Raw genomic sequence first — 24,629 nt, 5'->3', positions numbered from 1 at the left:
ATGCTCCTGTCACTGGGCCGAGCGCGTGACCCCACACGCTCGGCCCACATGACAAGGAGAGCATCATGAGCACTGACTACTATGTAGATTTCGACAACCAGACCAACGATACCTGGACCCTCGCGGTCTACCAGACCTTGCCAAGCTCGGTAGGGCTCGACAGCGTGTCGTGGAAGCAGACCACCGTGCCCACCCAGGGCTACAGCGGGGTGGAGTGGACCATCGACTACAACGTGGTGATTGCCAATTATCGGCAGGTCGGTGGCGTTGGGGTTTACAAGGCCAGCCAGACCCTGTCGACGCAGCTCGGATCGGTCTGGGACTGTGTGTTCAAGGAAAACGTACAGCAACTGGTGCTGGGTAGCGGCTCGGCGCCCGGAGACAGCATCCAGATCAACAACAAATCGAACTTGCCTGCCAACCTGGGTATCGGCATGAGCGGGCAGGGTTCGGTGTTCAAGCCGGATGTGGTCGGTAGCGGCCAGGCTCAGTTCAAGGTGACACCCACTTATTACCTGGGGCTGTTCCAGAAAGTACAGCTGGGTGAAGTCATCAGCAGCAACGTCGTTGTCGGCCCAAGAGAGATCAAGTTCCCCAGTGGCATGAACTGCGCAACCGCAACTGCGCGCATGGACGGCGCCAATATCAAACTGACCATAACCTACTCCGAAGTGACCAAAGTATCCTACGAGGCTACCCAACGGTTGATCGCTGCCCGCCAGGAGCGCCTTGGCAGGGTTCTTGAACACGCCTGAAGCTGCGGCCGGCGCGCAGCAGCGCGCCGGCCTGATGTCGCCGGATTCGGCAAGGAGCTGAAAATGAACAAACCCATTGACATCGCCACCCTCGACGCCGGCCCGCTGGCGTTTACGGCCGATCCAAAGGTGAGTGGCGCCCAGTTACTGGACTTCGTCCATACCGTGGATCGACAAATCGAAAGCGTCACCAGAGGGCTGGTCGAACAGTTGAAGAAAGAGAAAATCAATGCCCGCGTGACTCAGCAGGGCCATGACTACCTGATCATCCAGGAGGGCCTCAGCCCCGCGTCACTGCCGCAGCACCGCTACGAGGAGGCCGATCCCGCCCCGCAACCCTCGCGGATCCGCATCTTCGTCCGCAGCAGCGACGCGCCACCCACCATCAACGCGATGCGACTGTTCTTCCGTGACTGGCGCGCGGTGGCGGGCCTGATCGCGGTAGGCGGTGCCTGGCAGGCCGGGCAGTGGTTGATGCAGGTGCGCCGCCAGGACCAGTAGAAGCACCCTTGAACGCGATGGGCTGCTGCCGGGCAGCCCATCGCGCGTTCACGCTTGACCCACACCCTCCCCCCGCCACATGCTCGTTCGCTCCACACCACGCTCAAGGAACGATTGCATGAAGCTGGAAACCCTCGCCATCCACGCAGGCTTCAGCCCTGACCCAACCACTCGGGCAGCGGCCGTACCGATCTACCAGACCACTTCCTTCGCCTTCGACGACACCCAGCACGGCGCCGACCTGTTCGACCTGAAGGTGGCCGGCAACATCTACTCGCGCATCATGAACCCCACCAACGATGTGCTCGAACAGCGCATGGCCGCCCTGGAGGGCGGGGTTGGCGCGCTGGCGGTGGCCTCGGGCATGGCGGCCATCACCTACGCCATCCAGACCGTCGCCGAGGCCGGCGACAATATTGTCTCGGTGGCAAAACTGTACGGCGGCACCTACAACCTGCTGGCCCACACCCTGCCGCGCATGGGCATCCACACCCGTTTCGCCGCGCATGACGACATCGACGCCCTCGAAGCATTGATCGATTCGCGCACCAAGGCGGTGTTCTGCGAGTCCATCGGCAACCCTGCCGGAAACATCGTCGACATCGCCGCGTTGGCCGAGGCTGCCCACCGTCATGGCGTGCCGCTGATCGTCGACAATACTGTGGCCACCCCGGTGCTGTGCCGGCCGTTCGAGCACGGTGCCGATATTGTCGTGCACTCGCTGACCAAGTACATCGGCGGCCATGGCACCAGCATCGGTGGCATCGTCATCGACTCCGGCAAATTCCCCTGGGCCGACAACAAAGAGCGCTTCGCGCTGCTCAACACCCCCGACCCGTCCTACCACGGCGTCACCTACACCGAGGCCTTCGGCCCCGCCGCCTTCATCGGCCGCTGCCGCGTGGTGCCGTTGCGCAACACCGGTGCCGCGCTGTCGCCGTTCAACGCCTTCCTGATTCTGCAAGGCCTGGAAACCTTGGCCTTGCGCATGGAGCGCCACACCGAGAACGCGCTGAAGGTCGCCCGCTACCTGCAAGCGCACGAGCAGGTGGCGTGGGTGAAATATGCAGGGCTACCCGACCACCCCGAGCATGAACTGGCCCAGCGCTACACCGGCGGCAAGCCGGCGTCGATCCTGTCGTTCGGCATCAAGGGCGGCAAGGCGGCCGGTGCACGCTTCGTCGATGCGTTGCAGCTGGTGGTGCGCCTGGTGAACATCGGCGACGCCAAGTCACTGGCCTGCCACCCCGCCTCCACCACCCACCGCCAGCTCAATGACGAGGAACTGGAAAAGGCCGGCGTGCCACGGGACATGGTGCGCCTGTCGATCGGCATCGAGCACAGCGACGACATCATCGCCGACCTGGCTCAAGCGCTGGATGCCAGCCGCGGCTGATTCATCTGCGCCCTACCCAATGCCGACGGCGGGCGCACCTTTCGCACATCTGGATAGCCTTGCGATGACCCTGTTCTACCTCAAGCTGATCGTCACCCCTCTGCTGATGTGGGCCATCTCCCTCGCCTCGCGTCGCTGGGGCGGCCTGCTCGGCGGGTTGTTGTCCGGCCTGCCGATCACCTCGGCACTGGTAATGACCTTCCTGTGCCTGGAACAGGGCACGGCCTTCGCCCTGGGTGCGGTGCCCGGCGCCCTGGGCGGCCTGGCGGCGGTGCAGGCCACGTACACCTTCTACCTGTTCGCCACACGCAGGCTCGGCATCGGCTGGGCCGTATTGCTGGCGATGCTTTGCTATGGCGTCGCGGCCTACGCGTTTACCCACGGGGGCAACCTGTACCTGTCGATTGCCGTGGCGCTGGTGCTGATCGGCGTGCTGATACGCGCCAGCGGCCGCGAGCCCAGGCCGGACACCCTGGTCCGGCCCCGGCATCGATTTTGGGAAATCCCTCTGCGCATGGTGTCTGCCACTTCGTTGCTGATGGTCACCACAAGCCTGGCCAACTGGCTGGGCCCGGCGACCAGCGGAATGCTGGCGCCGATCCCGGTGATTGCCTGGCCGCTGGTGGTGTTCGCCCATGTGCAGACTGGCCGTGCCGGAATGGCGGCGATGGTGCGGGGCAATGCGATCGGGGCGGTGGGGGTGATTGCGTTTTATCTGGCATTGGCAGGGCTGCTCGATGCCTGGGGTGTCGCAATTGCCATCAGCCTGGCAATGCTTTGTGCCGTGATCCTGACCGTGGGGTTGGCGGCTGCGTTGCGACGGGGGTGATACGCCGGCGAGCATGCCAGGGCTGTGTCCATCGGGGCTGCTGCGCAGCCCATCGCAGGCAAGCCAGCTCCTACAGGATCACTACAGCCTTCAAGGCAGATGCAGTACCTGTGGGAGCGGGTTCACCCGCGAACACCGGCGCAGCCGGTGCCAGCCACCGCGCTGGATTCTTTCGCGGGCACGCCCGCTCCCACAGGATCACTACAACCTTCAAGGCAGATGCAGTACCTGTGGGAGCGGGTTCACCCGCGAACACCGGCGCAGCCGGTGCCAGCCACCGCGCTGGATTCTTCGCGGGCATGCCCGCTCCAACAGGATCACCACAACCTTCAAGGCAGCCACAGTACCTGTGGGAGCGGGTTCACCCGCGAACACCGGCGCAGCCGGTGCCATACACCGAGTTGGATTCTTCGCGGGTAAACCCGCTCCCACAGGGGCCTGCCCTATCAATGGTCATCCCTGCGCTGATCCAGGTCTACCGCAGGCTGCTCCACGCTTTGCCTGCCGTCATCAGCCAGGCTGTCTTCCTCCTGCCAATCACCACCCTCCTCTTCGTTCATGAGCGGGTCGTCGTCGGGGTCGGGTATGGTCGGGCGGTCGGGGTCAACGGCCGGTTCGGGTGAAGTAGGCATGTCCGGGTTCGTGCCGCCTTGTACATTTGGATCGGGGCTCATCGCTGCGTACCTCGCAAGAAAGGTGTGAACCGCATTCGTTCCTCCCGTCAGCGAGGCTGCGGGTGCTCGGCGGAAACCGAATTGTTGGCCTGCACGTCCTCCATCTCCTCCTCGATCGGGCCTTCGTCATCCGAAGGTAGCGGGACCTCTCCGTCACCGCTGCCAGGCTGCCCGTCCTGGTCCGAACCGGGGTTGCCAGGCGGCGGGTCCCAATCGACGGGACGCTTTTCGGACCACGCCTCGCCGACGCCTTGCCTTGGCTCGGACTCGGTTTGCTCGAGGCCCGGGCCTTTCTGATCGTTTGCCATGGAAGTTCTCCTGGGTTTGCGCGTTGATCGCGCATACAGATCGGACGGGAAACAACCAGCAGCAGTGCCTTGGGTTCGACAGGTGGCGCAAAAGGCCGGGGTACGGATCACGGTCCCTATAGAGCTAAACCATTATTCAGAGACGTTTCCTACAAGCTTTTAGGACGCCCAATGCCTCTCTGGAAAGCGATTCCCCGTTAGTGTTCAGAGGTCGACAAGGACCTGTCCAACACGAGGATCGCTCATGACCATCAGCCAACGTATTGCCCTCGCGATCGCCGAAGCCGGGCTGCCGCACGACCAGTGCATGTTCTGCGAGCGCCAGGGCCTGCCGATCTTGCCGCTGCGTCGCGCCCTGGCGCCCGATACCCGCCCCGAGTGTGTCTCCACCGTGGCGGATTACCGGCATATCACGGCGAAGATCGGCTTGCGCACCTTGCGCATGGGCTACCTCTATGTCCTGCTCGACCAGCAGGTCTGGCATGCCTATGCCGTCACCGAGCAAGGTCATCTGCGCCGCTTCAACCCCTACGAGCCGCCAGATGGCCCGCCCTCGCCGCTGCCCGAAACATGCGTGAATGCAGACCACGACATTCCTTCTGCCTTTCTCAACCTCGATACCAGCAGGTACGCCAGCGCCTGGCTGGCCTTCTCCAGCGATCCTTGGCCGGTCAGTGTGCTGAACGCCTACAAGAGTGGTGCATCGCCTGCGCATCGCTTCGAGGGCCTGGACCTGATCCAGGCCCGCAACAATCCCGAATTGCTGGGCATCGCCATGACGCCCGATAACCTACAGGTCGACCAGCAGGTATTCGAGTATGCCCAGCATGGCTGCGCCCCCTTCGACAGTGTGCATGGCTTCCACAGCCGCTGGTTGCGCCGGTTCGCCCTGCGTGGCTATCTGGTCAATGCGATCAACCGGCACAAGCTGGAAAACGGCGTGCTGGCAGTGGTGCTCGACGACACTGTCGGGCTGGTTCAGGAGTACAACCATCAGCGCCTGAACTGGGTATTGAAGCGTCAGGCCTGGCGTGAAGAACCGATGCGGGCCTATCAGCTGCAGACCTCGCAGATCCTGCAGATCATTCGAGCCACGCACAGGGAGTGGGCGGCGCAGGAGGTGCCGTCGCTGGAACCGATGACGGGCGATGGGCCGCCAGCGTTCGTCGAGCCGACAGTCGAGCGGCAGCGGTTGGTCGAGCGTGCGCAGCAGGAGAGTGACGAGCGGCTTGAACAACGTTACCACGAGCCGCAGCGGGCCGCGTTCCAGGCTGAATACGACCAGCAGGAGCGCGAGTTTCAGCGCTACATCGACAAGGACGCAAAGGCGTACGTAGCCTTGTTCGATACGCCCATGTTCAAGGTTGTCGAGCAGTACGACTACGACGGTCATGATCGTGAGTCCGGGGTGGCCTATGCCAAGACCATGGCCCTGTGCCTGGGCGGTGGCGTTACGGAAGCTGTTGTCCCCCGCCTTGAACCGCATGTTCCCGCTTCCGGCACCAGCGAACTGCTCTGGTTGAAATGGCTGCAGGATCCGGACAGCCCGCCCTACCGCGCCTTGCTGATGCGCGACCAGTCATTGCTGGCCGCGCTGCTGCCCAGTTTCGGCGCCACAGAAGCGATCAACTGGAACGACAGCGACAAGCTCTACGGCATGCTGAGCAAGATCATCGCCAGCGATGACGCCGGCCTGCGCACGCGCAATACCCTCAAGCAGGCCATTGCTGAAACGCAGGGTGCGCTCAATGCGGCTAGTCAGCGGCTGGCGCCATGTCTGTCGCCTGGCATTCAGAAGGCCGTGCGGCACCTGAACAGCGCTACGCAGTTTCTCTACAACGGCGTGCACCTGATCGAACTGGAAGTGAAGATGAAGCTGGGCGAGTACTACGCCCTGCAGAGCGCCCACCTTCGGGAGTTGCAGCACAAGGCCAATGCGTCGATCGCCGAGGCGCGGGACCGGATGCGCCGCAATATCGATGACTTCGAGTTTGGCTCGATGAAGGCCATGCGCAAGGTGCGGCCGATTATCCAGCACGGCTTGATGAGCCTGGCCGTGCTCGATCCACGGCTCACCAATACGATGATCAGTGTGACGGTGTGGGTCGAAGGCAAGGCTGAGGAGGTGCATGGCCGGTTGTTCAAGGAAGCCAGCATGAGCGTGACCCAGGCGAGCAGCGCGGCGCAGCTTGCCCTGGTGGATATCTCGGTGGCAGCGGGGACGCTGGAAACCGATGCGCGCAGGTTGTTGCAGGGGATGAAGATCACGTCGCAGCAGGCGGCCCGATTGGTAAAAACCGGTTTTTCCGGGTTGCGCGGGATTGCTGGTAGCTGGGAAGTCCTGCTGGCGATGGGAGGACTTTATTTGCAAAGTGATAGTTTGAAGAGAAACCAGGAAAAGGCGGAAACGGAGATTGGGCCGAATGCGTATGAGGCCATGATGGCCTTGAATGGCGTACGAGTAGGCATCTTGGGCGGAAGCATCGAAGCGCTTGGGTTGGTTGTAGTTTCTGGAGCTTCAGAAATCCAGCGTATGCGAACGCTGTCTCTTGCTGCTGAGCATAAAATTACAAACTTGGTGAAAATCGGACGTGTGACAGCTAGAGTCGGAGCGATTATCAATGCAGGAGCTGGTGTTTTTGACGCATTACAAACCATAAGCGCTGTAGGCCGCACAGCGAAAATGGGTGATGATCGCGCATCGAGGCTGTATAAATACGCAGGTCTTCTATTTGGCATCGGTGTAGTTGCTTCAGTTGCCGCAATTTTCAAAACACTATTATTAGGAGTGTTAGGAATAGCGCTGGTGTCAAGCTTGGGTGCATATGCATTAAGCAAGTGGGCCGAGGAGAATGAATCGTCACCGCTCGACCGCTGGGTTAGGCGATGTTTCTTTGGTAAGGCTAACGAGGTACCGGCTATCCATTGGAACACTCCTGAATATGCCGATCTAGCCATAGCAGAGCTCAATGCTGCTGTATTGGGTATTACTGCAAACGTTAAATTCGAGACTGACATTTCGAGCGTTCTATCTAACACCACAGTGGGTAGCACACTGGGTGTAACTGTCCAGCAACGTGTAAATTTTTTAATTACCCTTCCGCATTTCAACGAGAAAATCTCAGGATTTCAGTGGGAATTGCAAGCTCACCGCCAAGGTGATGGGGCATTCCCCGACTACACCAAAGGCGAAGTTATAACAGGCAGCGCATCCAATCCGCCCGCAATCACCAAGAGGGAAATGATGAGCTGTTCGAATGAGCAATACAACCCACTCAGACATCAGGATTACAACACCAGCAGCATTGAGCAGAATGAACTTGATCGCGTAGTCGCCACAACCGCTGGAAAAGTGAATATCAGACAATGTTTCGGAGGATTCGAACTGACTCCGTACATTGGCAACCCAACTATTCTTGCCGTGACACTGTCTTTGACCTTCTGGCCTGATCGAAGTATGCCTGACGCATACGCTCAGGTAGTTTTCACAGAACAGAATGCATGAAAGGAGAAAGAAAGATGCTACCTGACCGAGGGTTAGGCTGGAAGTATGATCTTCCATCGTATGATACAGCACCTGCGCAGCGCGAGGTGTCTTTGGCATCTAATTTGAAGATCAATCGGGTCGAAAATGTATTTATCGAGTTCCCTCGGTCCTCGGTCAGCGTGCGGGGGATTTCTTTTTTCGGCGGCTTGATTATTCTAATTTACACAATGGTGTTTATCGTGCCAGACATCTTCACTTCCCTCCTCGACGACTGGCAATCGGGAATTGAAATTACGACCTTAGGCCTCATGATTGTAACTCTTTCAACCTGGGCCTTTTTTCCATTGTTTCGTATGGACCTACGACTTCCTCGCGATGAACCCATACGTTTCAATAGAGCACGCCAAAAAGTCTATTTTTATGAATACAGGTTTGATCGCTTATACCCCTTCGGCAGCAAGGGCTGGGGAGTACACCCTGTGGCCTATGACTGGGCTGACCTCACTGCCGAGGTCTACAGGGTATACGCCCCCATGGGTTACGGAGGCCTCATTGAAAATGTGATGATATCGGTTCGCAAAACAGGCACCGAGGAAGTCATCGAGCGCCTGTTCCTGTGTGACGACATAGAGCACGGCAAGCAGTATTGGGCACTGGCACGTTTGTACATGCAAAGTGGCTATGACGCTCTTCCTGACTCTATAAGCGCTTTGCAGGATCAGAAGGTTGGCAATGGTCTGAACCCGATGCGATACCTCGCCCCCAAGGTGCGATGGCCAGCGGAAATCGACCTTGAGTCTCGCAGTGCCCCGACAACGGGAAGTCTTCTAAACCGCTAGCGCGGGATGTTGAAGGCTCGGCAAGCACCTTGGCTGCAAATCAGACAAGGCGTTGGATTGTTATTGGCTTGTACGTTGCTCATGCACCACCCCGAAAGCAACTGACACCCCAGGCGGTGATCTTGAAGGGCAAATGATAGTGGGCCTGTGCATCCCCAATGCCGAAGCGGTACACCAGCTCGTCGAGGAACGGTATCTCGGGTAACCCCACACCGATCTGGCGGTAGAACTGCGCCACCTGCAAACGCACTTCGTACACGCCGACGGGAAACCGCCCGCTCAGCGCCGCCAGTTCCGGCCACTGCCCACGCGCGTCGATGCAGCCTTCGGCGATCGGTGCCGCGCCGGGCGCCCCGATGCTCAGGCACAAGCCTTCGGCAGCTCGCCCGCTGGCAATGTCGACCACATGCACGGACACCCCGCCGCTCATGCCCAGAACCCCCGGTGGGCCTGCGCCGCCTCATCCTCCAATACCGGCCCGTGCACCTGCACGACACGCTGCCCGCGGGCGAACACCTCGCGGCACGGCAAGGCGAAGGTGGGGTTTTCCGGGTGGGCACCGGTCAGTCCAAGCAGTGCATGTTCCGACAGCGCGTACACCACCCGGCCGATGCCGGTCCAGTAGACCGCGCCGGCACACATGCAGCAAGGCTCGGCACTGGTGTACAACGTGCAGGAGGCCAGTTGCTCAGGCGTCAGCAGCCTGGCTGCACGGGCTGCGGCGACCAGTTCGGCATGCTGGGTCGGGTCGCCCTGCGGGGGCATGGAGTTGTTGCCGGCACTGGCGACGACCCGGCCCTGGGCATCGGCGACAATGGCAGCGAACGGATGCCGGCCTTCCTCGCGGGCTTGCTCGGACAGACGAATCGACTGGCGCAGCAGGTCCAGGTCGAGTGCGGACAGGCCGGAGTCTTGGTGGTTTGAAAAGGTCACGAACGGTCCTCCCTGAGGGATGATGGAACGCGCGCCAGCTGGCGCGCGTGAACAAGGTTCAGTTGGCCAGGCCGCTATCGGCGGCGTTCCGGGTGCTGGTATCAGGCGCGCGGTTGAGCAACAGGTTGAGCAGGATGGCGCTGACGGCGGCGAGAAAGATCCCGCTCTCGAGTACCAGTTTCAGCGGGCCGCTGACATGCCCGAACAGCGCCGGCATCGACATCGGCAACACGCCGATGCTGACCGATACCGCCACCACCAAGCCGTTGCGGGTGCCCTCGAAACGCACCCGGGCAAGCTCCTGGATACCGGCCACGGTGGTCATGCCGAACATTACGATGGCGCAGCCGCCCAGGACCGGCGTCGGCACACTGGCAATCAGCGCCCCCAGCTTGGGGAACAGCCCCATCAGCACCATGATCGCGCCGGCGGCGGCGACCACGTAGCGGCTCTTGACCCCGGACAGCGCAATCAGCCCGGTGTTCTGCGTGAACGCGTTGTAGGGAAAGCTGTTGAACATGCCGCCTAGCATGGTCGACAGGCCATCGGCGCGGAACGCATTGGCAAGGGTACGCTGGTCAGTGGGCCGGCCCGTCAGCTTGCCGATGGCCAGGCAATTGCCGGTGGTCTCGGCCATGATCACCAGCATCGCCAACAACATGATCAGTACCGGGGTGAACGAGAACTGCGGCACGCCGAACGCCATCGGCGCGCTGAGCTCGAACCATGCCGCAGCCGAGACCTGGCTGAAATCCGTCATGCCGCAGGCCGCGGCCACCAGGCTGCCGGCAATCAGCCCCAGCAGCACGCTGAGGTTGCCGATGAACCCACGAAAACGGGCATGGATCACCAGCGTGATCGCTACCGTCGCCACACCGAGCAGCAGGTTGGCCGGCTTGCCGAAGTCCGCAGCGCCAGGCTGCCCTCCGCCAAGCCAGATGGCTGCGGCCGGCATCAGCGAAATGCCGATGACCGTGATCAGGCTGCCGATCACCACTGGCGGAAAGAACCGCAGCAACCGGCTGAACAGCGGTGCAATGGCAATCGTCAGCGCACCGGCGGCAATGACCGCGCCGAACACATGCGCCAGGCCGAACGCCTTGCCGATCATGATCATCGGCGCCAAAGCAATGAACGAACAGCCCTGGATCAGCGGCAGGCGCGCGCCGAAGCGCCACAGGCCGAGGGTCTGGAGCAAAGTGGCAATGCCGGAGGTCAGCAAGTTGGCATTGATCAGCGTGACCACCTGGGCCTGGCTCAGGCCCAGGGCACTGCCCAGAATCAACGGCACCGCGACGGCGCCGGCGTACATCACCAGAACATGCTGCAGACCGAAGGTGAACAGCTCCCGCGGGGGCAGGACCTGGTCCACGGGATGGATCTTGGATTGGCTCATGTCGTGACTCTCCTCAAATGCGGCTCTTTTTATTGTTGAAGGCGCCCGGAGTGACATGCAGCGCAGGAAAGCCTGGGCAGCTGACACCGATGTCGAGGTGAAGAATCCTGTGAAATCACCGATGGAGCAAATGATTAACCATCGTTACTATCGATGGATCGAGCGGTAGAAAGGATCGGACAATGCGCTTTTCCCTTGAGCAACTGCAGGTTTTCGTCGGCGCCGTTCAGGCCGGCTCGTTCTCTGCCGCAGCGCGGCGGCTGGGGCGCACCCAGTCGACGGTCAGTGCAGCGATCAGCAACCTGGAAACCGACCTGGGCGTGCAGCTGTTCGACCGCTCCAGCCGCATCCCCAAGCTGACTGCCGCCGGCCACAAGCTGTTGCTGCGGGCCGAGGGCATCCTCGAGCGCTGCTACGCGCTGGAGGGGAGCGCCGACAGCCTGGCCGGCCAGGTAGAAGCCACCCTGACCCTGGCGATCGAAGTACCGTATTGGCCGCTTATCCCACCATTCAAAGGCTTCGACCAGGCGTTTCCCTTTGTCGACCTGCTGATCCGCCACCCGGTGCACGGTGATGTCAGTGAAATGATCCTGGCTGGCGAGGCCGACCTGGGGGTGACCTTCGCCCAGCCCGACTACCCGCCGGAGCTGGCCTTCCAGCAACTGGGCAAGCTGATCATGACCCATGTGTGCAACCCCGGGTTCGCCCTGGCGCGCCAGTGCCCGGTCAGTTTCGCCGACCTCAACGCCCATCGACGGCTGGCTTTCGCCGCCCATGCCGACAAACTGCCCAGCAGCGAATACCTGCGTGCCGGGCAGCTATGGCAGGCGGAGAGTTACCTGGCGCTGGTAGAAATGGTCCGTGCCGGGCTTGGCTGGGCGACCCTGCCGCGCCAGCTGGTGCAGCGCGAGCTGGAAAGCGGCCAACTGGTTGAGTTGCAGCTGGAGGCGTACCCCCACACCGACTGGCTGGTGGGTGTAGACCTGCTGTGGCACCGCAAGCGCCAGCCGGGCCCGGCGGCGAGCTACCTGCGGGAGAGCCTGCAGCGCAGCAAGGTGTTCGAGGTTGACCGGCTGGGGCGCTCGACCACCTTGTAAGCCAGGTCGATACCGGCGCCTGCTGGACGGTGCCTCTTGCTGGCTGCGCGCAGCCCTATAGAACAGGATGGTTCGGTGCCCTGCCCTCAAGTACCGCTGCCAGCTCGGCCGCCGCAGTACGCGCCATCAATGCACGCGCCTCGACGGTGGCCGAGCCGATGTGCGGCAGCGCCACCACCTGGGGCAACACCAGCAACGGCGAGGCGGCCGGCAGCGGCTCTTGCTCGAACACGTCCAACCCGGCCGCGCCGAGCTGCCCCTCGACCAGCGCCTGCACCAGCGCGGCCTCATCGACCACAGCACCACGGGCGATGTTGACGAACACGGCATCGGCCCGCATGGCTGCGAACTGCTCGCGGCCGAACAAGTGATGCGTGGCCGGACTCAGCGGCACGCAGACGCAGACGAAGTGCGCCTCGCCCAACAATTGTTGCAGCGGTACCCGCCTTGCGGCGAACTGCGCTTCATACTCGGGCTTGTCACTATTGCCGCTGTACAGCACCTGCATGCCAAAACCGAAATGCCCGCGCCTGGCCACCGCCGCACCGATGCGGCCAAGCCCGACGATACCCAAGGTCTTGCCGTGCACATCGCGGCCGAAGCGCGTGGCGTCGATAGCGTGCGTCCACTCGCCATCACGCACCATCTGCGCAAGCTCGCCAGCGCGTCGGGCAGCCATCATCAGCAACATGAACCCGGTATCGGCGGTGGCTTCGGTCACCGCATCCGGGGTGTTGGTCAAGCGGATACCGCGCTTGCGCAAGTATGCCAGGTCATAGTTGTCAAAACCCGCAGACACGCTGGCAATGGCCTTTAATGCCGGCGCCCGGTCAAGCAGCTCCGCACCCAGCGGCAAGGTACTGCCGATCAGCCCGTCGGCAGTGGCCAGCGCCGCAAGAAAGCGTTCGCGGTCGGCCAGCGGCTGGTCGAAACGCTGAAAGTGGTAACGCCGGCCCAGGTCGGCCAGCACCTCGGCGCTGGAAATGGGGCCGAAGGAAACGACACGTTGCATGGAACCTCCTCAGTCGATGCGCGTTTCAGGTTGAGCCGCGTACAGCCGGCGCGGGACGCCCCAGATGATCAATATCACTGCCAGCAGGCTGACTGCAGTGAGCAACCACAGTGCAGGGGTCGGCGACCCGCTGACGTCGCGTACCCTGCCGACCAGATACGGGCCGACAATGCCGCCGAGCTGGCCGATGGAGTTGATCAGCGCAATACCCGCCGCCGCCGCCAGGCCGGCCAGGTACTTCGGCGGCAGGGTCCAGAAGATCGGCATCCAGGCGATGATCCCGGTCATGACCAGGCTCATGCCCAGCATCAGCAGCCACAGCTGGCCGCTGAAACCGGCGCACAGCGCATAGCCTGCGGTGGTCATGGCGGCACAGCTCGCCATGTGCCAGCGACGCTCGCCGCGCAGGTCGGAGCTGCGGCCGATCAGCAGGTTGCCCACCACCGCCACCAGGTACGGGATCATGGTCAGCAAGCCGATGTCCATGGCATCGGCCACGCCAGCGTTGCGAATCAACTGTGGCATCCAGAACAGCAGCCCGGTCAGCGCCATCACCAGGCACAGGTAGATCGCCGACAACGCCACCGAGGCCGGCTCGCGCAGGATGGCGCGAACCGAGCTGCCCCCTTCGGGCCTGGGCTCGGCATCGAGACGCTCGCGCAGGTAGCGCTTTTCTTCGGCGTCGAGCCAGCGGGCATCCTCGATGCGGTCACTGACCAGCCACAGCACCAGCAGGCCCAGCAGTACCGACGGCAGCCCCTCGAGCAGGAACAGCCACTGCCAGCCGGCCAGCCCGTTGACCCCGTCGAAATGGCTGAGGATGAACCCCGCCAACGGGCCTCCGACGATGCCGCACAGGCAGATCGAACTCTTGAAATAGGCATTGATGCGCGCACGGCGGTCGCTGGGGTACCACTGGGTGAAGAAGTACAACACCCCAGGCACGAAACCGGCTTCCATCACGCCGATGAGGAAACGCAGCACGTAGAACCAGGTTTCGCTGGTGACGAACATCATCGCCGCCGAGGCCAGGCCCCAGCTGATCATGATGCGGGCGATCCAGATGCGCGCGCCGATGCGGTGCAGCAACACATTGCTCGGCACCTCGAACAGGAAGTAGCCGACGAAGAACAGGCTCGCGCCCAGGCCGTAGACTGCGTCGCTGAAACCCAGCGCACTCTGCATCTGCAGCTTGGCGAAACTGATGTTGACGCGGTCCAGGTAGGCGAACAGGAAACACACGATGAACAGCGGCACGATGCGCCAGTTGATCTTGCGGAACAGGTGGTTATCCAGCGACTCCCGCGCGATCAGGTCGGCGGGTAAGGAACGACTGGGCATGGCTGCAACCTCTTGTTGTTGTTCTTGGGGTATAGGTCGAATGCCCGCCCTGGCCTTGGCCGGGCGGGGGGCAGCGATTCAACGTCGGAGCTCAAGGCGTCAGGCCAGCGCCTCGCGGCTGTGCTGGCCGTCGACCAGGCGTTGCAAGCCCAGCGGGTTGGCGTTTTTCAGGGCATCGGGCAATAGCGCGTCCGGGTAGTCCTGGTAGCACACCGGGCGCAGGAAGCGGTCGATGGCCAAGGTGCCGACCGAGGTACCACGGGCATCGGACGTGGCCGGGTACGGCCCGCCATGCACCATGGCATCGCACACTTCAACGCCGGTCGGGTAACCATTGACCAGCAGGCGCCCGGCCTTGCGCTGCAGCACCGGCACCAGCGCGGCGAAGCGCTGGAAGTCCTCCGGCTCGGCAATCAGGGTTGCAGTCAGTTGCCCATGCAGGGCTTGCACGGCGCGGCGCAGTTCGGCTTCGTCGGCTACTGCGACGGCCACCGTGGCAGGCCCGAAGACCTCTTCCTGAAGCAGTGCGTCACCGTTCAGCAGCAAGCTCACATCGGCCTGGAACAGCTGTGCCTGGGCCTGGTCACCCGCCTGCTCGGCACCGGCCAGATGGCGCACGCCCGGGTGCTGGAGCAGGCGTTGCACACCTTGGCTATAGCTGCGCAAGGTGCCGGCATTGAGCATGGTCTGCCCGGCCTGGTCGGCCAGATGCGCGCCAAGGGCCGTGAGGAAGGTACTGAACGCTTCGCCGGCAATACCGATGACCAGCCCCGGGTTGGTGCAGAACTGCCCGCAGCCCAGCACCACCGAACCGGCCAGTTCCCTGGCCACCTGCTCGCCCCTGGCCTGCAAGGCCGCTGGCAAGACCAGCACCGGGTTGATGCTGCTCATTTCGGCGAACACCGGAATCGGCTGCGGGCGCGCCGCAGCCAGCTCGCACAGCGCGCGGCCGCCCTTGAGCGAACCGGTGAAGCCCACGGCCTGGATCGCCGGGTGGCGCACCAGCGCTTCGCCGACACCGGCGCCGTAGATCATGTTGAACACGCCCGCGGGCATGCCGGTGGCCACGACCGCGCGCTCGATGGCCTCGGCCACCCGTTCGGCAGTGGCCATGTGGCCGCTATGCGCCTTGACCACGACCGGGCAGCCGGCAGCCAGCGCTGCGGCGGTATCCCCCCCTGCGGTGGAGAAGGCCAGCGGGAAGTTGCTGGCACCGAACACCGCTACCGGGCCGACGCCGGTACGGTACTGGCGCAGGTCGGGGCGCGGCAGCGGCTGGCGCTGTGGCTGGGCGCGGTCGATGCGAGCACCCAGATAGTCGCCACGGCGAAGCACCGTGGCGAACAGGCGCATCTGGTTGCTGGTACGCGCCCGCTCGCCCTGGATGCGCCCGGCCGGCAGTGCGGTTTCGCGGCACACGGTGGCGACAAAGGTGTCGTCCAGCGCATCCAGCTGGTCGGCAATGGCATCGAGGAACTGCGCACGGCGCTGCGGCGCCAAGGCGTTGTATTCGGCGAAGGCCGCTTCGGCAGCCTGCGCGGCGGCGTCCACCTCTTCCGGGGTGGCCTGGGCAAAGGCCTGCGGCAAGGCTTCGCCGGTACGCGCATCGAGGCTTTGCAGGCGCACGCTGCCGGCGGCGCTGCGCTGGCCGCCAATGAAGTTGCTTCCGGTCATGGTTGACTCCTGTAATGAGAAAGAAGGTTCAGATGCTCGTGTCAGGCAGTTAGCGGAAAGGGGGCTGCTGCGCAGCCCATCGCAGGCAAGCCAGCTCCCACAGGGACCGCGCAGTTCTGGCAGCTTGCGCCGTATTTGTGGGAGCGGGCGAGCCCGCGAAGGGCCGCAAAGCGGCCCCGATTCATCAACCGGCTGGCAGCGAGCTCAAAGGCTTTTCACCACCCCGGGGCGAACCTGCCCGGGCACTGCTGCAATGCCATTGCGCAGCGGCTGGCCGAAGGCGTCGAGGCTGACTTCGAAGGTGTCGCCCGGCCGCGCCTGGATGCCGTCGGCGAACGACAGCGTGGCGGTGCCGAAGTAATGCACGTGGATATCGCCAGGGCGCAGGAACTGGGTGTACTTGAAGTGGTGGAACTCGAGGTTCTCGAAGCTGTGGCACATGTTCTGCTCGCCCGACAGGAACGGCTTGCGCCACAGCTCCTGGCCGTTGCGCAAAATACGGCTGGTGCCTTCCAGGTGGGCCGGCAGCGCACCCAGGCGCAGCTCTGGGCCGAAGCTGCAGGCGCGCAGCTTGGAATGGGCCAGGTACAGGTAGTTGCGCCGTTCCATCACATGGTCGGAAAACTCGTTGCCCAACGCGTAGCCAAGGCGGTAGGGCTTGCCGTCGGCACCGATCAGGTACAGCCCGACCAGCTCCGGCTCCTCGCCGGCATCCTCGGCGAACGCCGGCAGCGGCAGGTCGGCGCCAGGGCGCACGACGATGCCACCGTCGCCCTTGTAGAACCACTCCGGCTGGGCGCCCTCCTCGCCTGCCGGCGGCCGACCGCCCTCGAGGCCCCACTGGAACATGCGCATGCTGTCGGTCACCGCGCCTTCGGTCTGCTGCTGATGCATCTTGTCGCGGGTAGCGGCGCTGCCCAGGTGGGTCAGCCCGGTGCCGGTGACCAGGCAGTGCGCCGGGTCCGGGTGGTCCAGTGGCGGCAACACGCGGCCTTCGGCCAGCAGGGCCAGGTAATCGTGGCGCTCGCCCAGGCCGGCAGCCTGCACTTCAGCGGCCAGGTCACGGCCGGCGGCAATGGCTTGCAGGGCCAGCTCGCGGGTGCTGCCTGCGCCCTGCACCTGCAGGGCGTAATCGCCTTCCACCACGCCCACGCAGCGCTCGCCGGTGGCGGTTTCAAATTGGATCAATCGCATGTTTGTGCTCGCTTCTCGGTTGCGAAAATTAGCGGGAGGCTTCGGCTGCCCGCGTGGAAGCCAGGCGCTGGCGGCGCTCCAGGCGGTTGTAGACAACCCCGGTGAGCAACAGCCCGAACAGCATCACCACGGCCAGGAAATACAGCCCCGACGAAAGCTGCCCGGTGTGCTCCTTGAGCGCGCCGATACCGAACGGGCCCAGGTAGCCGCCGAGGTTGCCGATCGAGTTGATCAAGGCGATGCCGGCTGCGGCGCTGGCCCCGGAGAAGAACCGGCCCGGCAAGGTCCAGAAAATGGCGGTGCAGGAGAACAACGCGAACGCCACCAGGCACAGTGCCGCCAGCTGCATGGCCGGCACGCTCAGCCAGGCGCTGAGGAACAGGCCGATTGCCCCCAGGGCGTAAAGCAGGCCGAGGTGGCCATAGCGGTCGTTCAGGCGGTCGGAGCTACGCGGCACAATCAGCAGACCGATGATGCCGAACAGATAAGGCACGGCCGAAACGAAACCGGTGACCAGGTCACTGCCGCCGAACTGATGGATCAGCGTGGGTAGCCAAAGGCCAAGGCCGTAGATGCTCAGGGTCACCGGCAGGTAGAACAGCGCCAGCAACAGCACCCGGCTGTCCTTCAGGGCATGCAACGGATTGCCATGGCGGGTCTGGCCGAACTCGCGCAGGTCGTTGGCCAGTTGTTCCTGCAGCCAGCTGCGTTGCTCGTCACTGAGCCAGCGCACCTTGGCCGGGCTATCCGGCAACAGGCGCAGGGTCGGCCAGGCCAGCAACACCGCCGGGGTACCAATGCAGATGAACAGCCATTGCCAGCCATGCAGGCCGTAGATGCCATCGAGCCCCAGCAGCGCGCCCGAGAGCGGCCCGGTGATCAACATTGCCAGCGGCTGGGAGAGGATGAAGAAGCCGAGGATCTTGCCGCGATGGCGTACCGGGTACCACTGGGTGATGTAGTACAGCACGCCCGGGAAGAAGCCCGCCTCGGCCGCCCCCAGCAGAAAGCGCATCACGTAGAAACCGTTGGGCCCGGTGACGAAGGCCATGCCGACGGTGATCGCGCCCCAGGTGACCAGGATGCGGGCGAACCAGCGGCGGGCGCCAAAGCGGTCGAGCAACAGGTTGCTCGGCACCTCGAACAGGAAGTAACCAATGAAGAAGAGCCCGGCACCAAGGCCGTAGGCAGCGTCACCCAGGCCGATGTCGGCGCCCATGTGCAGCTTGGCGAAGCCCACCGCGGAACGGTCGACATAGGCCACCAGGTAAAGCAGTACCAGAAAAGGGATGAGTTTCAGTGTGATCAGGCGGACGAGCCGCTGCTCCTGAATCATGGCGATGTCTCCAATTGTTCTTGTAATGGGTACAGCACCGGCCGGGGACTTTTTGGCAGACCTCTGACCTGGGTAAACGATCTTATAGTATTACTATTTAAATCAACAAGCCTTCACAGAGACCATTTTTCTCAGTACATTCGACACCACAACGACAAATAGTAATACTAATTAGGTATCCCCATGTCTGATCACAAACGCCCTCTGCGCTCCGCCCAATGGTTCGGCACCGCTGACAAGAACGGCTTCATGTACCGCAGCTGGATGAAGAACCAAGGCATTCCGGACCACGAATTCCAGGGCAAGCCGATCATCGGCATCTGCAACACCTGGTCGGAGCTGACCCCGTGCAACGCGCACTTCCGCAAGATTGCCGAACACGTCAAGAAGGGTGTGCTGGAGGCTGGCGGCTTCCCGGTGGAGTTCCCGGTGTTTTCCAGCGGCGAGTCCAACCTGCGCCCCACCGCCATGCTCACCCGCAACCTCGCGAGCATGGATGTAGAGGAAGCGATCCGTGGCAACCCGGTGGACGCCGTGGTGCTGCTGACCGGCTGTGACAAGACCACCCCGGCGCTGCTGATGGGCGCGGCGAGCTGTGACGTGCCGGCGATCGTGGTTACCGGCGGGCCGATGCTGAACGGCAAGCACAAAGGCAAGGACATTGGCGCCGGCACCATCGTCTGGCAGATGCACGAGGCCTACAAGGCTGGCCAGATCGACCTCAACGAGTTCCTCTCGGCCGAGGCCGGCATGTCGCGCTCGGCAGGTACCTGCAACACCATGGGCACCGCCTCGACCATGGCCTGCATGGCCGAAGCGCTGGGCACCTCGCTGCCGCACAATGCCGCAATCCCGGCGGTGGATGCACGCCGCTACGTGCTGGCCCACCTGTCTGGCATGCGCATTGTCGACATGGTGCGCGAAGACCTGCGCCTGTCGAAAATCCTCACCCGCGAAGCCTTCGAGAATGCCATCCGCGTCAACGCCGCCATCGGTGGCTCGACCAACGCGGTGATCCACCTCAAGGCCATTGCCGGGCGCATCGGGGTGGACCTGCAGCTGGAAGACTGGACCCGCATCGGCCGCGGTACGCCAACCTTGGTCGACCTGCAGCCCTCGGGCCGTTTCCTGATGGAAGAGTTCTACTATGCCGGCGGCCTGCCTGCGGTCATCCGCCGCCTGGGCGAACACGGCCTGCTGCCCAACCCTGCCGCGCTGACTGCCAACGGCAAGAGCCTGTGGGACAACTGCCAGGCCGCACCGCTGTATGACGAAGAGGTGATCCGCCCGCTCGACAAGCCGCTGGTGGCCGACGGCGGTATCTGCATCCTGCGCGGCAACCTGGCGCCCAAGGGTGCTGTGCTCAAGCCGTCAGCCGCCACCCCGGCACTGATGCAACATCGTGGCCGTGCGGTGGTGTTCGAGAACTTCGACGATTACAAGGCACGCATCAACGACCCCGAGCTGGAGGTGGACGCCAGTTCCGTGCTGGTGATGAAGCACTGCGGGCCCAAGGGTTACCCGGGCATGGCCGAGGTCGGCAACATGGGCCTGCCGGCCAAGCTGCTGGCCCAGGGCGTGACCGACATGGTGCGCATTTCCGATGCCCGCATGAGCGGTACCGCCTACGGCACCGTGGTGCTGCACGTGGCGCCGGAAGCGGCAGCTGGCGGGCCATTGGCTGCCGTGCGTGAGGGTGACTGGATCGAACTGGATTGCAAGGAAGGCCGCCTGCACCTGGACATTTCCGACCAGGAACTGGCCGGCCGCCTGGCCGACCTGCAAGCCCCGCCGCAGCTGATCAGCGGTGGTTACGCCAGGCTGTACCTGGACCACGTCATGCAGGCCGACGAAGGTTGCGACTTCGACTTCCTGGTCGGTTGCCGAGGGGCGGCGGTGCCCAAGCACTCGCACTAAGGCCTGAAGCCTGTCGGTTAGCGTCATCGGGGCCGCTTAATTGACTGGCATCAGGGCATGCCCGCGAACACCGGCAAAGCCGGGGCCATCGATCGCGCCGGATTCTTCGCGGGTAAACCCGCTCCCACAGGCACTGCGCTGGCTTCGAGTTAACACTACACCTGTGGGAGCGGCTTCAGCCGCGAACACCGGCGCAGCCGGTGCCATGCACCGCGTCGCCTGCTTCGCGGGCACGCCCGCTCCCACAGGTACTGCGCTGGCTTCGAGTTGACACTACACCTGTGGGAGCGGCTTCAGCCGCGAACACCGGCGCAGCCGGTGCCATGCACCGTGTCGCCTGCTTCGCGGGCATGCCCGCTCCCATAGGCACTGCGCTGGCTTCGAGTTGACACTACACCTGTGGGAGCGGCTTCAGCCGCGAACACCGGCGCAGCCGGTGCCATGCACCGCGTCGCCTGCTTCGCGGGCACGCCCGCTCCCACAGGTACTGCGCTGGCTTCGAGTTAACACTACACCTGTGGGAGCGGCTTCAGCCGCGAACACCGGCGCAGCCGGTGCCATGCACCGCGTCGCCTGCTTCGCGGGCACGCCCGCTCCCACAGGTACTGCGCTGGCTTCGAGTTGACACTACACCTGTGGGAGCGGCTTCAGCCGCGAACACCGGCGCAGCCGGTGCCATGCACCGCGTCGACGCGCTAATGCTATGATGCTGCCCCCGCCCGAAGGATCCGCCCCGCCGCACATGAACTACCGCCAACCCACCACGCGCAAGAGCATGCACGCCACCCTGGTCCAGGACCTTGGCGTACAGATCGTATCCGGCCAACTCGCACCCGGGCAGAAGCTGCCCTCCGAGGCAAGCCTGTGCGAAGCCTACGCAATCAGCCGGCCGGTGTTCCGCGAGGCGATGCGCGCCCTGACTGCCAAGGGCCTTGTCGAGGCCCGCCCGCGAGTGGGTACCCTGGTCCGGCCGCGCCATGACTGGCACATGCTCGACCCGGACGTACTGCACTGGCTGATGCAGGCCACGCCACAGCAAGAATTCTTCAACATGCTGAGCAGCGTACGCTGGGTCATCGAACCCGCCGCCGCCGCACTGGCCGCCACCAACGCCAGCGCCGACGACGTCGATTCGATCGCCGAGGCCTACCAACGCATGGAAGCCGCACGCAACCACGAAGAACGCCTGCAACCCGACCTGGACTTCCACGCCCGCATAGCCGACGCCACCCACAACGACCTGCTGGCCTACCTGTGCAACATGCTGTCGATGGCGCTGCGCGAATCGGTGCGCTACTCCAACCAGCGCGCGAACTTCGACCAGCTCGCCCTGCCCCGGCACAAGGCGATTCTGACCGCTATCCAGAACGGCGATGCGCTGGGGGCGCGGCATGCTTCACTGGTACAGCTTGAAGATGCCCGGGTGGCCCTGGCCAAGGTGTTGGGGCAGGACCCAACGAGCTGAGGTATCAACCGGGCCTACCTCAGCTCGTTGGGTCCTGCCGATCAGAAGACCGACCAGCCGATACGCGAACTGAGCAGTTCAAGCGCCGCCATCCCCGCCAGCGAGTTACCCGCCGCATTCAACTCCGGCGACCACACACACACCGTGAACTGCCCCGGCACGATTGCTACAATCCCGCCCCCCACGCCACTCTTGCCAGGCAACCCCACCCGGTAGGCGAAATTCCCTGCTTCGTCATACAACCCGCTGGTGGCCATGATCGAGTTCACCTGCTGGGTCTGGCGCCGGGTCAGAATCTGCTCACCACTGTGCTTGCAGAACCCATCGTTAGCCAGGAAGCAGAATGCCCGAGCCAGGTCCAGGCAATTCATCTGCAGCGCGCAATAGCTGAAATAGCTGCGCAGTACCGTCTCCACCTCATTATGGAAGTTGCCGAACGACTGCATCAGGTAAGCCATGGCCGCGTTACGCGCGCGGAACTGATACTCCGAATCGGCAACGCGGGCATCGATCGCGATATGGGGATTGCCCGATAGCCGTCGCACGAAATCACGCATCGACAACGTGGGCGCAGCAAAGCGCGACTGGTTGATATCGCAGATCACCAATGCCCCCGCATTGATAAACGGGTTACGCGGCCGACCGCGCTCGAACTCCAGCTGCACCAGCGAGTTGAACGGCTGGCCGGAAGGCTCATGGCCAAGCCGCTGCCAAATGGCTTCCCCCGAGTGCCCAATCGCCTGCACCAGGCTGAACACCTTGGAAATACTCTGCACCGAGAACGGCACCAGCGCGTCGCCTGCGCAGTAATAGCTGCCATCGTTGCCATAGACCGCGATGCCCAGCTGGTTCGCCGGCACATCGGCCAGCGCAGGTATGTAGTCAGCCACTTTGCCCTTGCCGATCAAGGGACGTACTTCTTCAAGAATCTCGTTCAACAGCGTTTGCATGAAAGGCCCTGTATCAGTCCCCAGACGACGGCGAAGGGGTAGCATTCTTGACGAAGATCGAGCGAAAGAAATCACACTCTCGGCAAGAAATGGCCAGCCGCACCTGCAGCCCAAGGCTCCACGCTATAACCTATGCTGTGCTTGTTTCGACGGTATGAAGAACACGCCCCCGCCAGGTACCGAAGCAGCCAACCAAGGAATGGAGGACCAAAGATGCCAGCTTGCCCTTTACCCGCTGACGAAGCGCTTCGCCAGCGCACGCTCGATGAAATGAACCTGGTCGATACACCAGCCGAGCACTACCTCGATACCCTGGTGCGGCTCACCCAGGACCTGGCCCATGTGGACACTGTGCTTATCAGCCTGATCGACCAGGACCGACAGTGGTTCAAGGCCCGCATAGGGCTTGAGGCAAGCGAGACGACGCGCAGTATTTCCTTTTGCGGCTACGCCATTCTCGGCGAGGGTACCCTGATGGTGCCCGACGCCACGTGCGACGGCCGATTCATCGACAACCCGCTGGTGCTCAACCCGCCCTACATCCGCTTTTACGCCGGCCACCCCTTGCGCGCCGGCAACGGCAAAGCCATCGGTACGCTGTGCATGTTCGACCCGCGCCCACGCGAGCTCAGCGAGGCTCAGCAAGCGAACTTCAGGGACCTGGCCACGCTCGCCGAGGGATACCTGCAGCTGCGCACCTTGGCACAGGTGAACCGCGATCTGCGGCTTGAAATGGACCGCGAGCAGCGCAAAGCCCTGCTCGACCCTTTGACACAACTGTGGAACCGCGGCGCGTTGTCGGCGTTTGAAGACCATGAACGGCGATTGGCAGAGGTTAACGGCTTACAACTGGGCGCGGTTTATGCCGATCTGGATCACTTCAAATCCATCAACGACAAGTACGGCCATGGCGGCGGTGACAAGGTGCTATGCGAGTCTGCCCGTCGCCTGCGTGCGGCACTGCGCCCTGATGACCTGGTGGTGCGGCATGGGGGTGAGGAGTTTGTTGCTGTTTTGCAGGTCAAGGACAGCGAAGAGCTGACCCGGATTGCTGAGCGGATTCGCGAACAGGTGGGTGCCAACCCGATGCAGTTGCCCTGTGGCCCGTTGAAGGTGAGCGTGAGCGTAGGGTGTACCCTGTTTGCCAAGGGTGAAAGGCTGGATGACGCACTGGAACGTGCTGACAAGGGGCTCTATACCGCCAAACAGAATGGGCGTGATCGGGTTGTCTATGTAGCCCCGTCATTTTGAGCCGAGCACGGTCCGGGCTGTACGGCATCTCTTCTCGCACGTCAGCCCGGCTGTTCATTCCCCAGAGCCCGCCCCGCTCGGCATGCCCTTGCCGCCAAAGCTGGATCATCTAAAAGTCGCAAACACAGCACTCAAACCCTGCGCGTCCCCTGTGAAAGCAACTGCCTTGCAAAAACTCTAGATGTTGCCGCGATCCCTGTGGCAGCAAATGCCTTGCTCAAAATCTAAAACATGGCGCGATCCCTCTGGGAGCGGGCGCGCCCGCGAACACGGG

21 protein-coding genes are annotated in these 24,629 nt (G+C 63.1%); 10 read left to right on the top strand and 11 right to left on the bottom strand.

Annotated features, from left to right (window positions below; all coding sequences use genetic code 11):
* Positions 1 to 65 precede the first annotated feature (65 nt).
* The 4 genes from V3314_RS13580 (at position 66) to V3314_RS13565 (ending at position 3,481) form a co-directional block, all read left to right on the top strand.
* Positions 66 to 755, top strand: a complete 690-nt coding sequence (locus V3314_RS13580; RefSeq protein WP_135003136.1) for a hypothetical protein — start codon at positions 66 to 68, stop codon at positions 753 to 755.
* Positions 756 to 818: 63 nt separating this feature from the next.
* The gene (locus tag V3314_RS13575; protein WP_046614040.1) at positions 819 to 1,256 is read left to right on the top strand and encodes a hypothetical protein; all 438 of its coding nucleotides are present in this window, start codon (positions 819 to 821) and stop codon (positions 1,254 to 1,256) included.
* Between the two features lie 118 nt (positions 1,257 to 1,374).
* Entirely contained in the window at positions 1,375 to 2,652 is a 1,278-nt protein-coding gene (locus V3314_RS13570) for a bifunctional O-acetylhomoserine aminocarboxypropyltransferase/cysteine synthase (RefSeq protein WP_338459103.1), read from the top strand.
* Positions 2,653 to 2,716: 64 nt separating this feature from the next.
* Complete coding sequence (locus tag V3314_RS13565; RefSeq protein ID WP_338459102.1) at positions 2,717 to 3,481, top strand: hypothetical protein; 765 nt, start codon at positions 2,717 to 2,719, stop codon at positions 3,479 to 3,481.
* 446 nt (positions 3,482 to 3,927) lie between these two features.
* On the opposite strand, the gene V3314_RS13560 is transcribed toward V3314_RS13565, so the two are convergent.
* Positions 3,928 to 4,113 carry a hypothetical protein gene (locus tag V3314_RS13560; RefSeq protein WP_338459101.1) on the bottom strand — a complete coding sequence of 62 codons (186 nt, stop codon included), beginning with the start codon at positions 4,111 to 4,113 and terminating at the stop codon, positions 3,928 to 3,930.
* An 89-nt stretch (positions 4,114 to 4,202) separates the two neighbouring features.
* Positions 4,203 to 4,463 carry a hypothetical protein gene (locus V3314_RS13555; protein WP_046614044.1) on the bottom strand — a complete coding sequence of 87 codons (261 nt, stop codon included), beginning with the start codon at positions 4,461 to 4,463 and terminating at the stop codon, positions 4,203 to 4,205.
* Between the two features lie 244 nt (positions 4,464 to 4,707).
* Between V3314_RS13555 and V3314_RS13550 the strand changes: the two genes are divergently transcribed.
* The gene (locus V3314_RS13550) at positions 4,708 to 7,968 is read left to right on the top strand and encodes a T6SS effector BTH_I2691 family protein (protein ID WP_338459100.1); all 3,261 of its coding nucleotides are present in this window, start codon (positions 4,708 to 4,710) and stop codon (positions 7,966 to 7,968) included.
* Positions 7,965 to 8,789 (top strand): DUF6708 domain-containing protein, encoded by an 825-nt coding sequence (locus V3314_RS13545; protein WP_235431391.1) that lies wholly within the window; start codon positions 7,965 to 7,967, stop codon positions 8,787 to 8,789. Before V3314_RS13550 ends, V3314_RS13545 begins: the two co-directional genes overlap by 4 nt.
* Positions 8,790 to 8,868: 79 nt before the next feature.
* On the opposite strand, the gene V3314_RS13540 is transcribed toward V3314_RS13545, so the two are convergent.
* The 3 genes from V3314_RS13540 to V3314_RS13530 form a co-directional block, all read right to left on the bottom strand.
* The gene (locus tag V3314_RS13540; RefSeq protein WP_178081774.1) at positions 8,869 to 9,207 is read right to left on the bottom strand and encodes a hydroxyisourate hydrolase; all 339 of its coding nucleotides are present in this window, start codon (positions 9,205 to 9,207) and stop codon (positions 8,869 to 8,871) included.
* An 8-nt stretch (positions 9,208 to 9,215) separates the two neighbouring features.
* Positions 9,216 to 9,692: a nucleoside deaminase gene (locus V3314_RS13535; RefSeq protein ID WP_230385134.1), complete on the bottom strand. Its 477-nt coding sequence runs from the start codon at positions 9,690 to 9,692 to the stop codon at positions 9,216 to 9,218.
* 88 nt (positions 9,693 to 9,780) lie between these two features.
* Positions 9,781 to 11,118 carry a nucleobase:cation symporter-2 family protein gene (locus V3314_RS13530; RefSeq protein ID WP_046614048.1) on the bottom strand — a complete coding sequence of 446 codons (1,338 nt, stop codon included), beginning with the start codon at positions 11,116 to 11,118 and terminating at the stop codon, positions 9,781 to 9,783.
* A gap of 182 nt (positions 11,119 to 11,300) precedes the next feature.
* On the opposite strand from V3314_RS13530, the gene V3314_RS13525 reads away from it, so the two are divergent.
* Entirely contained in the window at positions 11,301 to 12,215 is a 915-nt protein-coding gene (locus V3314_RS13525) for a LysR family transcriptional regulator (RefSeq protein ID WP_338459098.1), read from the top strand.
* A gap of 55 nt (positions 12,216 to 12,270) precedes the next feature.
* Here V3314_RS13525 and V3314_RS13520 read toward each other — a convergent pair whose 3' ends face one another.
* The 5 genes from V3314_RS13520 to V3314_RS13500 form a co-directional block, all read right to left on the bottom strand.
* Positions 12,271 to 13,227 (bottom strand): D-glycerate dehydrogenase, encoded by a 957-nt coding sequence (locus tag V3314_RS13520; RefSeq protein WP_338459097.1) that lies wholly within the window; start codon positions 13,225 to 13,227, stop codon positions 12,271 to 12,273.
* A gap of 9 nt (positions 13,228 to 13,236) precedes the next feature.
* Complete coding sequence (locus V3314_RS13515) at positions 13,237 to 14,568, bottom strand: MFS transporter (RefSeq protein WP_085600495.1); 1,332 nt, start codon at positions 14,566 to 14,568, stop codon at positions 13,237 to 13,239.
* 99 nt (positions 14,569 to 14,667) lie between these two features.
* Positions 14,668 to 16,242 (bottom strand): aldehyde dehydrogenase (NADP(+)), encoded by a 1,575-nt coding sequence (locus tag V3314_RS13510; protein WP_046614052.1) that lies wholly within the window; start codon positions 16,240 to 16,242, stop codon positions 14,668 to 14,670.
* A 204-nt stretch (positions 16,243 to 16,446) separates the two neighbouring features.
* On the bottom strand, positions 16,447 to 17,436 hold the full coding sequence (araD1, locus tag V3314_RS13505; protein ID WP_338459096.1) for an AraD1 family protein: 990 nt from the start codon (positions 17,434 to 17,436) through the stop codon (positions 16,447 to 16,449).
* A gap of 28 nt (positions 17,437 to 17,464) precedes the next feature.
* Positions 17,465 to 18,772, bottom strand: coding sequence for an MFS transporter (locus V3314_RS13500; protein WP_046614054.1), 1,308 nt, complete (start codon positions 18,770 to 18,772; stop codon positions 17,465 to 17,467).
* 183 nt (positions 18,773 to 18,955) lie between these two features.
* Here V3314_RS13500 and V3314_RS13495 point away from each other — a divergent pair, with 183 nt between their 5' ends.
* Both V3314_RS13495 and V3314_RS13490 read left to right on the top strand, forming a co-directional pair.
* On the top strand, positions 18,956 to 20,689 hold the full coding sequence (locus tag V3314_RS13495) for an IlvD/Edd family dehydratase (protein WP_085600487.1): 1,734 nt from the start codon (positions 18,956 to 18,958) through the stop codon (positions 20,687 to 20,689).
* A gap of 742 nt (positions 20,690 to 21,431) precedes the next feature.
* Positions 21,432 to 22,154, top strand: a complete 723-nt coding sequence (locus V3314_RS13490) for a FadR/GntR family transcriptional regulator (RefSeq protein WP_046614056.1) — start codon at positions 21,432 to 21,434, stop codon at positions 22,152 to 22,154.
* Between the two features lie 41 nt (positions 22,155 to 22,195).
* Here the strand turns inward: V3314_RS13490 and glsB are convergent, their stop codons facing one another.
* Positions 22,196 to 23,104 (bottom strand): glutaminase B, encoded by a 909-nt coding sequence (glsB, locus tag V3314_RS13485; RefSeq protein WP_015269909.1) that lies wholly within the window; start codon positions 23,102 to 23,104, stop codon positions 22,196 to 22,198.
* Between the two features lie 213 nt (positions 23,105 to 23,317).
* Here glsB and V3314_RS13480 point away from each other — a divergent pair, with 213 nt between their 5' ends.
* A complete protein-coding gene (locus V3314_RS13480; protein ID WP_338459095.1) occupies positions 23,318 to 24,355 on the top strand; it encodes a sensor domain-containing diguanylate cyclase in 1,038 nt (345 codons plus the stop codon).
* Positions 24,356 to 24,629: the final 274 nt, after the last annotated feature.

It is taken from the genome of Pseudomonas sp. TE3-3-F2023 (genome assembly GCF_036784815.1).
Classification (GTDB): domain Bacteria; phylum Pseudomonadota; class Gammaproteobacteria; order Pseudomonadales; family Pseudomonadaceae; genus Aquipseudomonas; species Aquipseudomonas pudica.
Note: the sequence above shows the minus strand (reverse complement) of the source record. Positions and strands in the feature narration are given on the sequence as shown.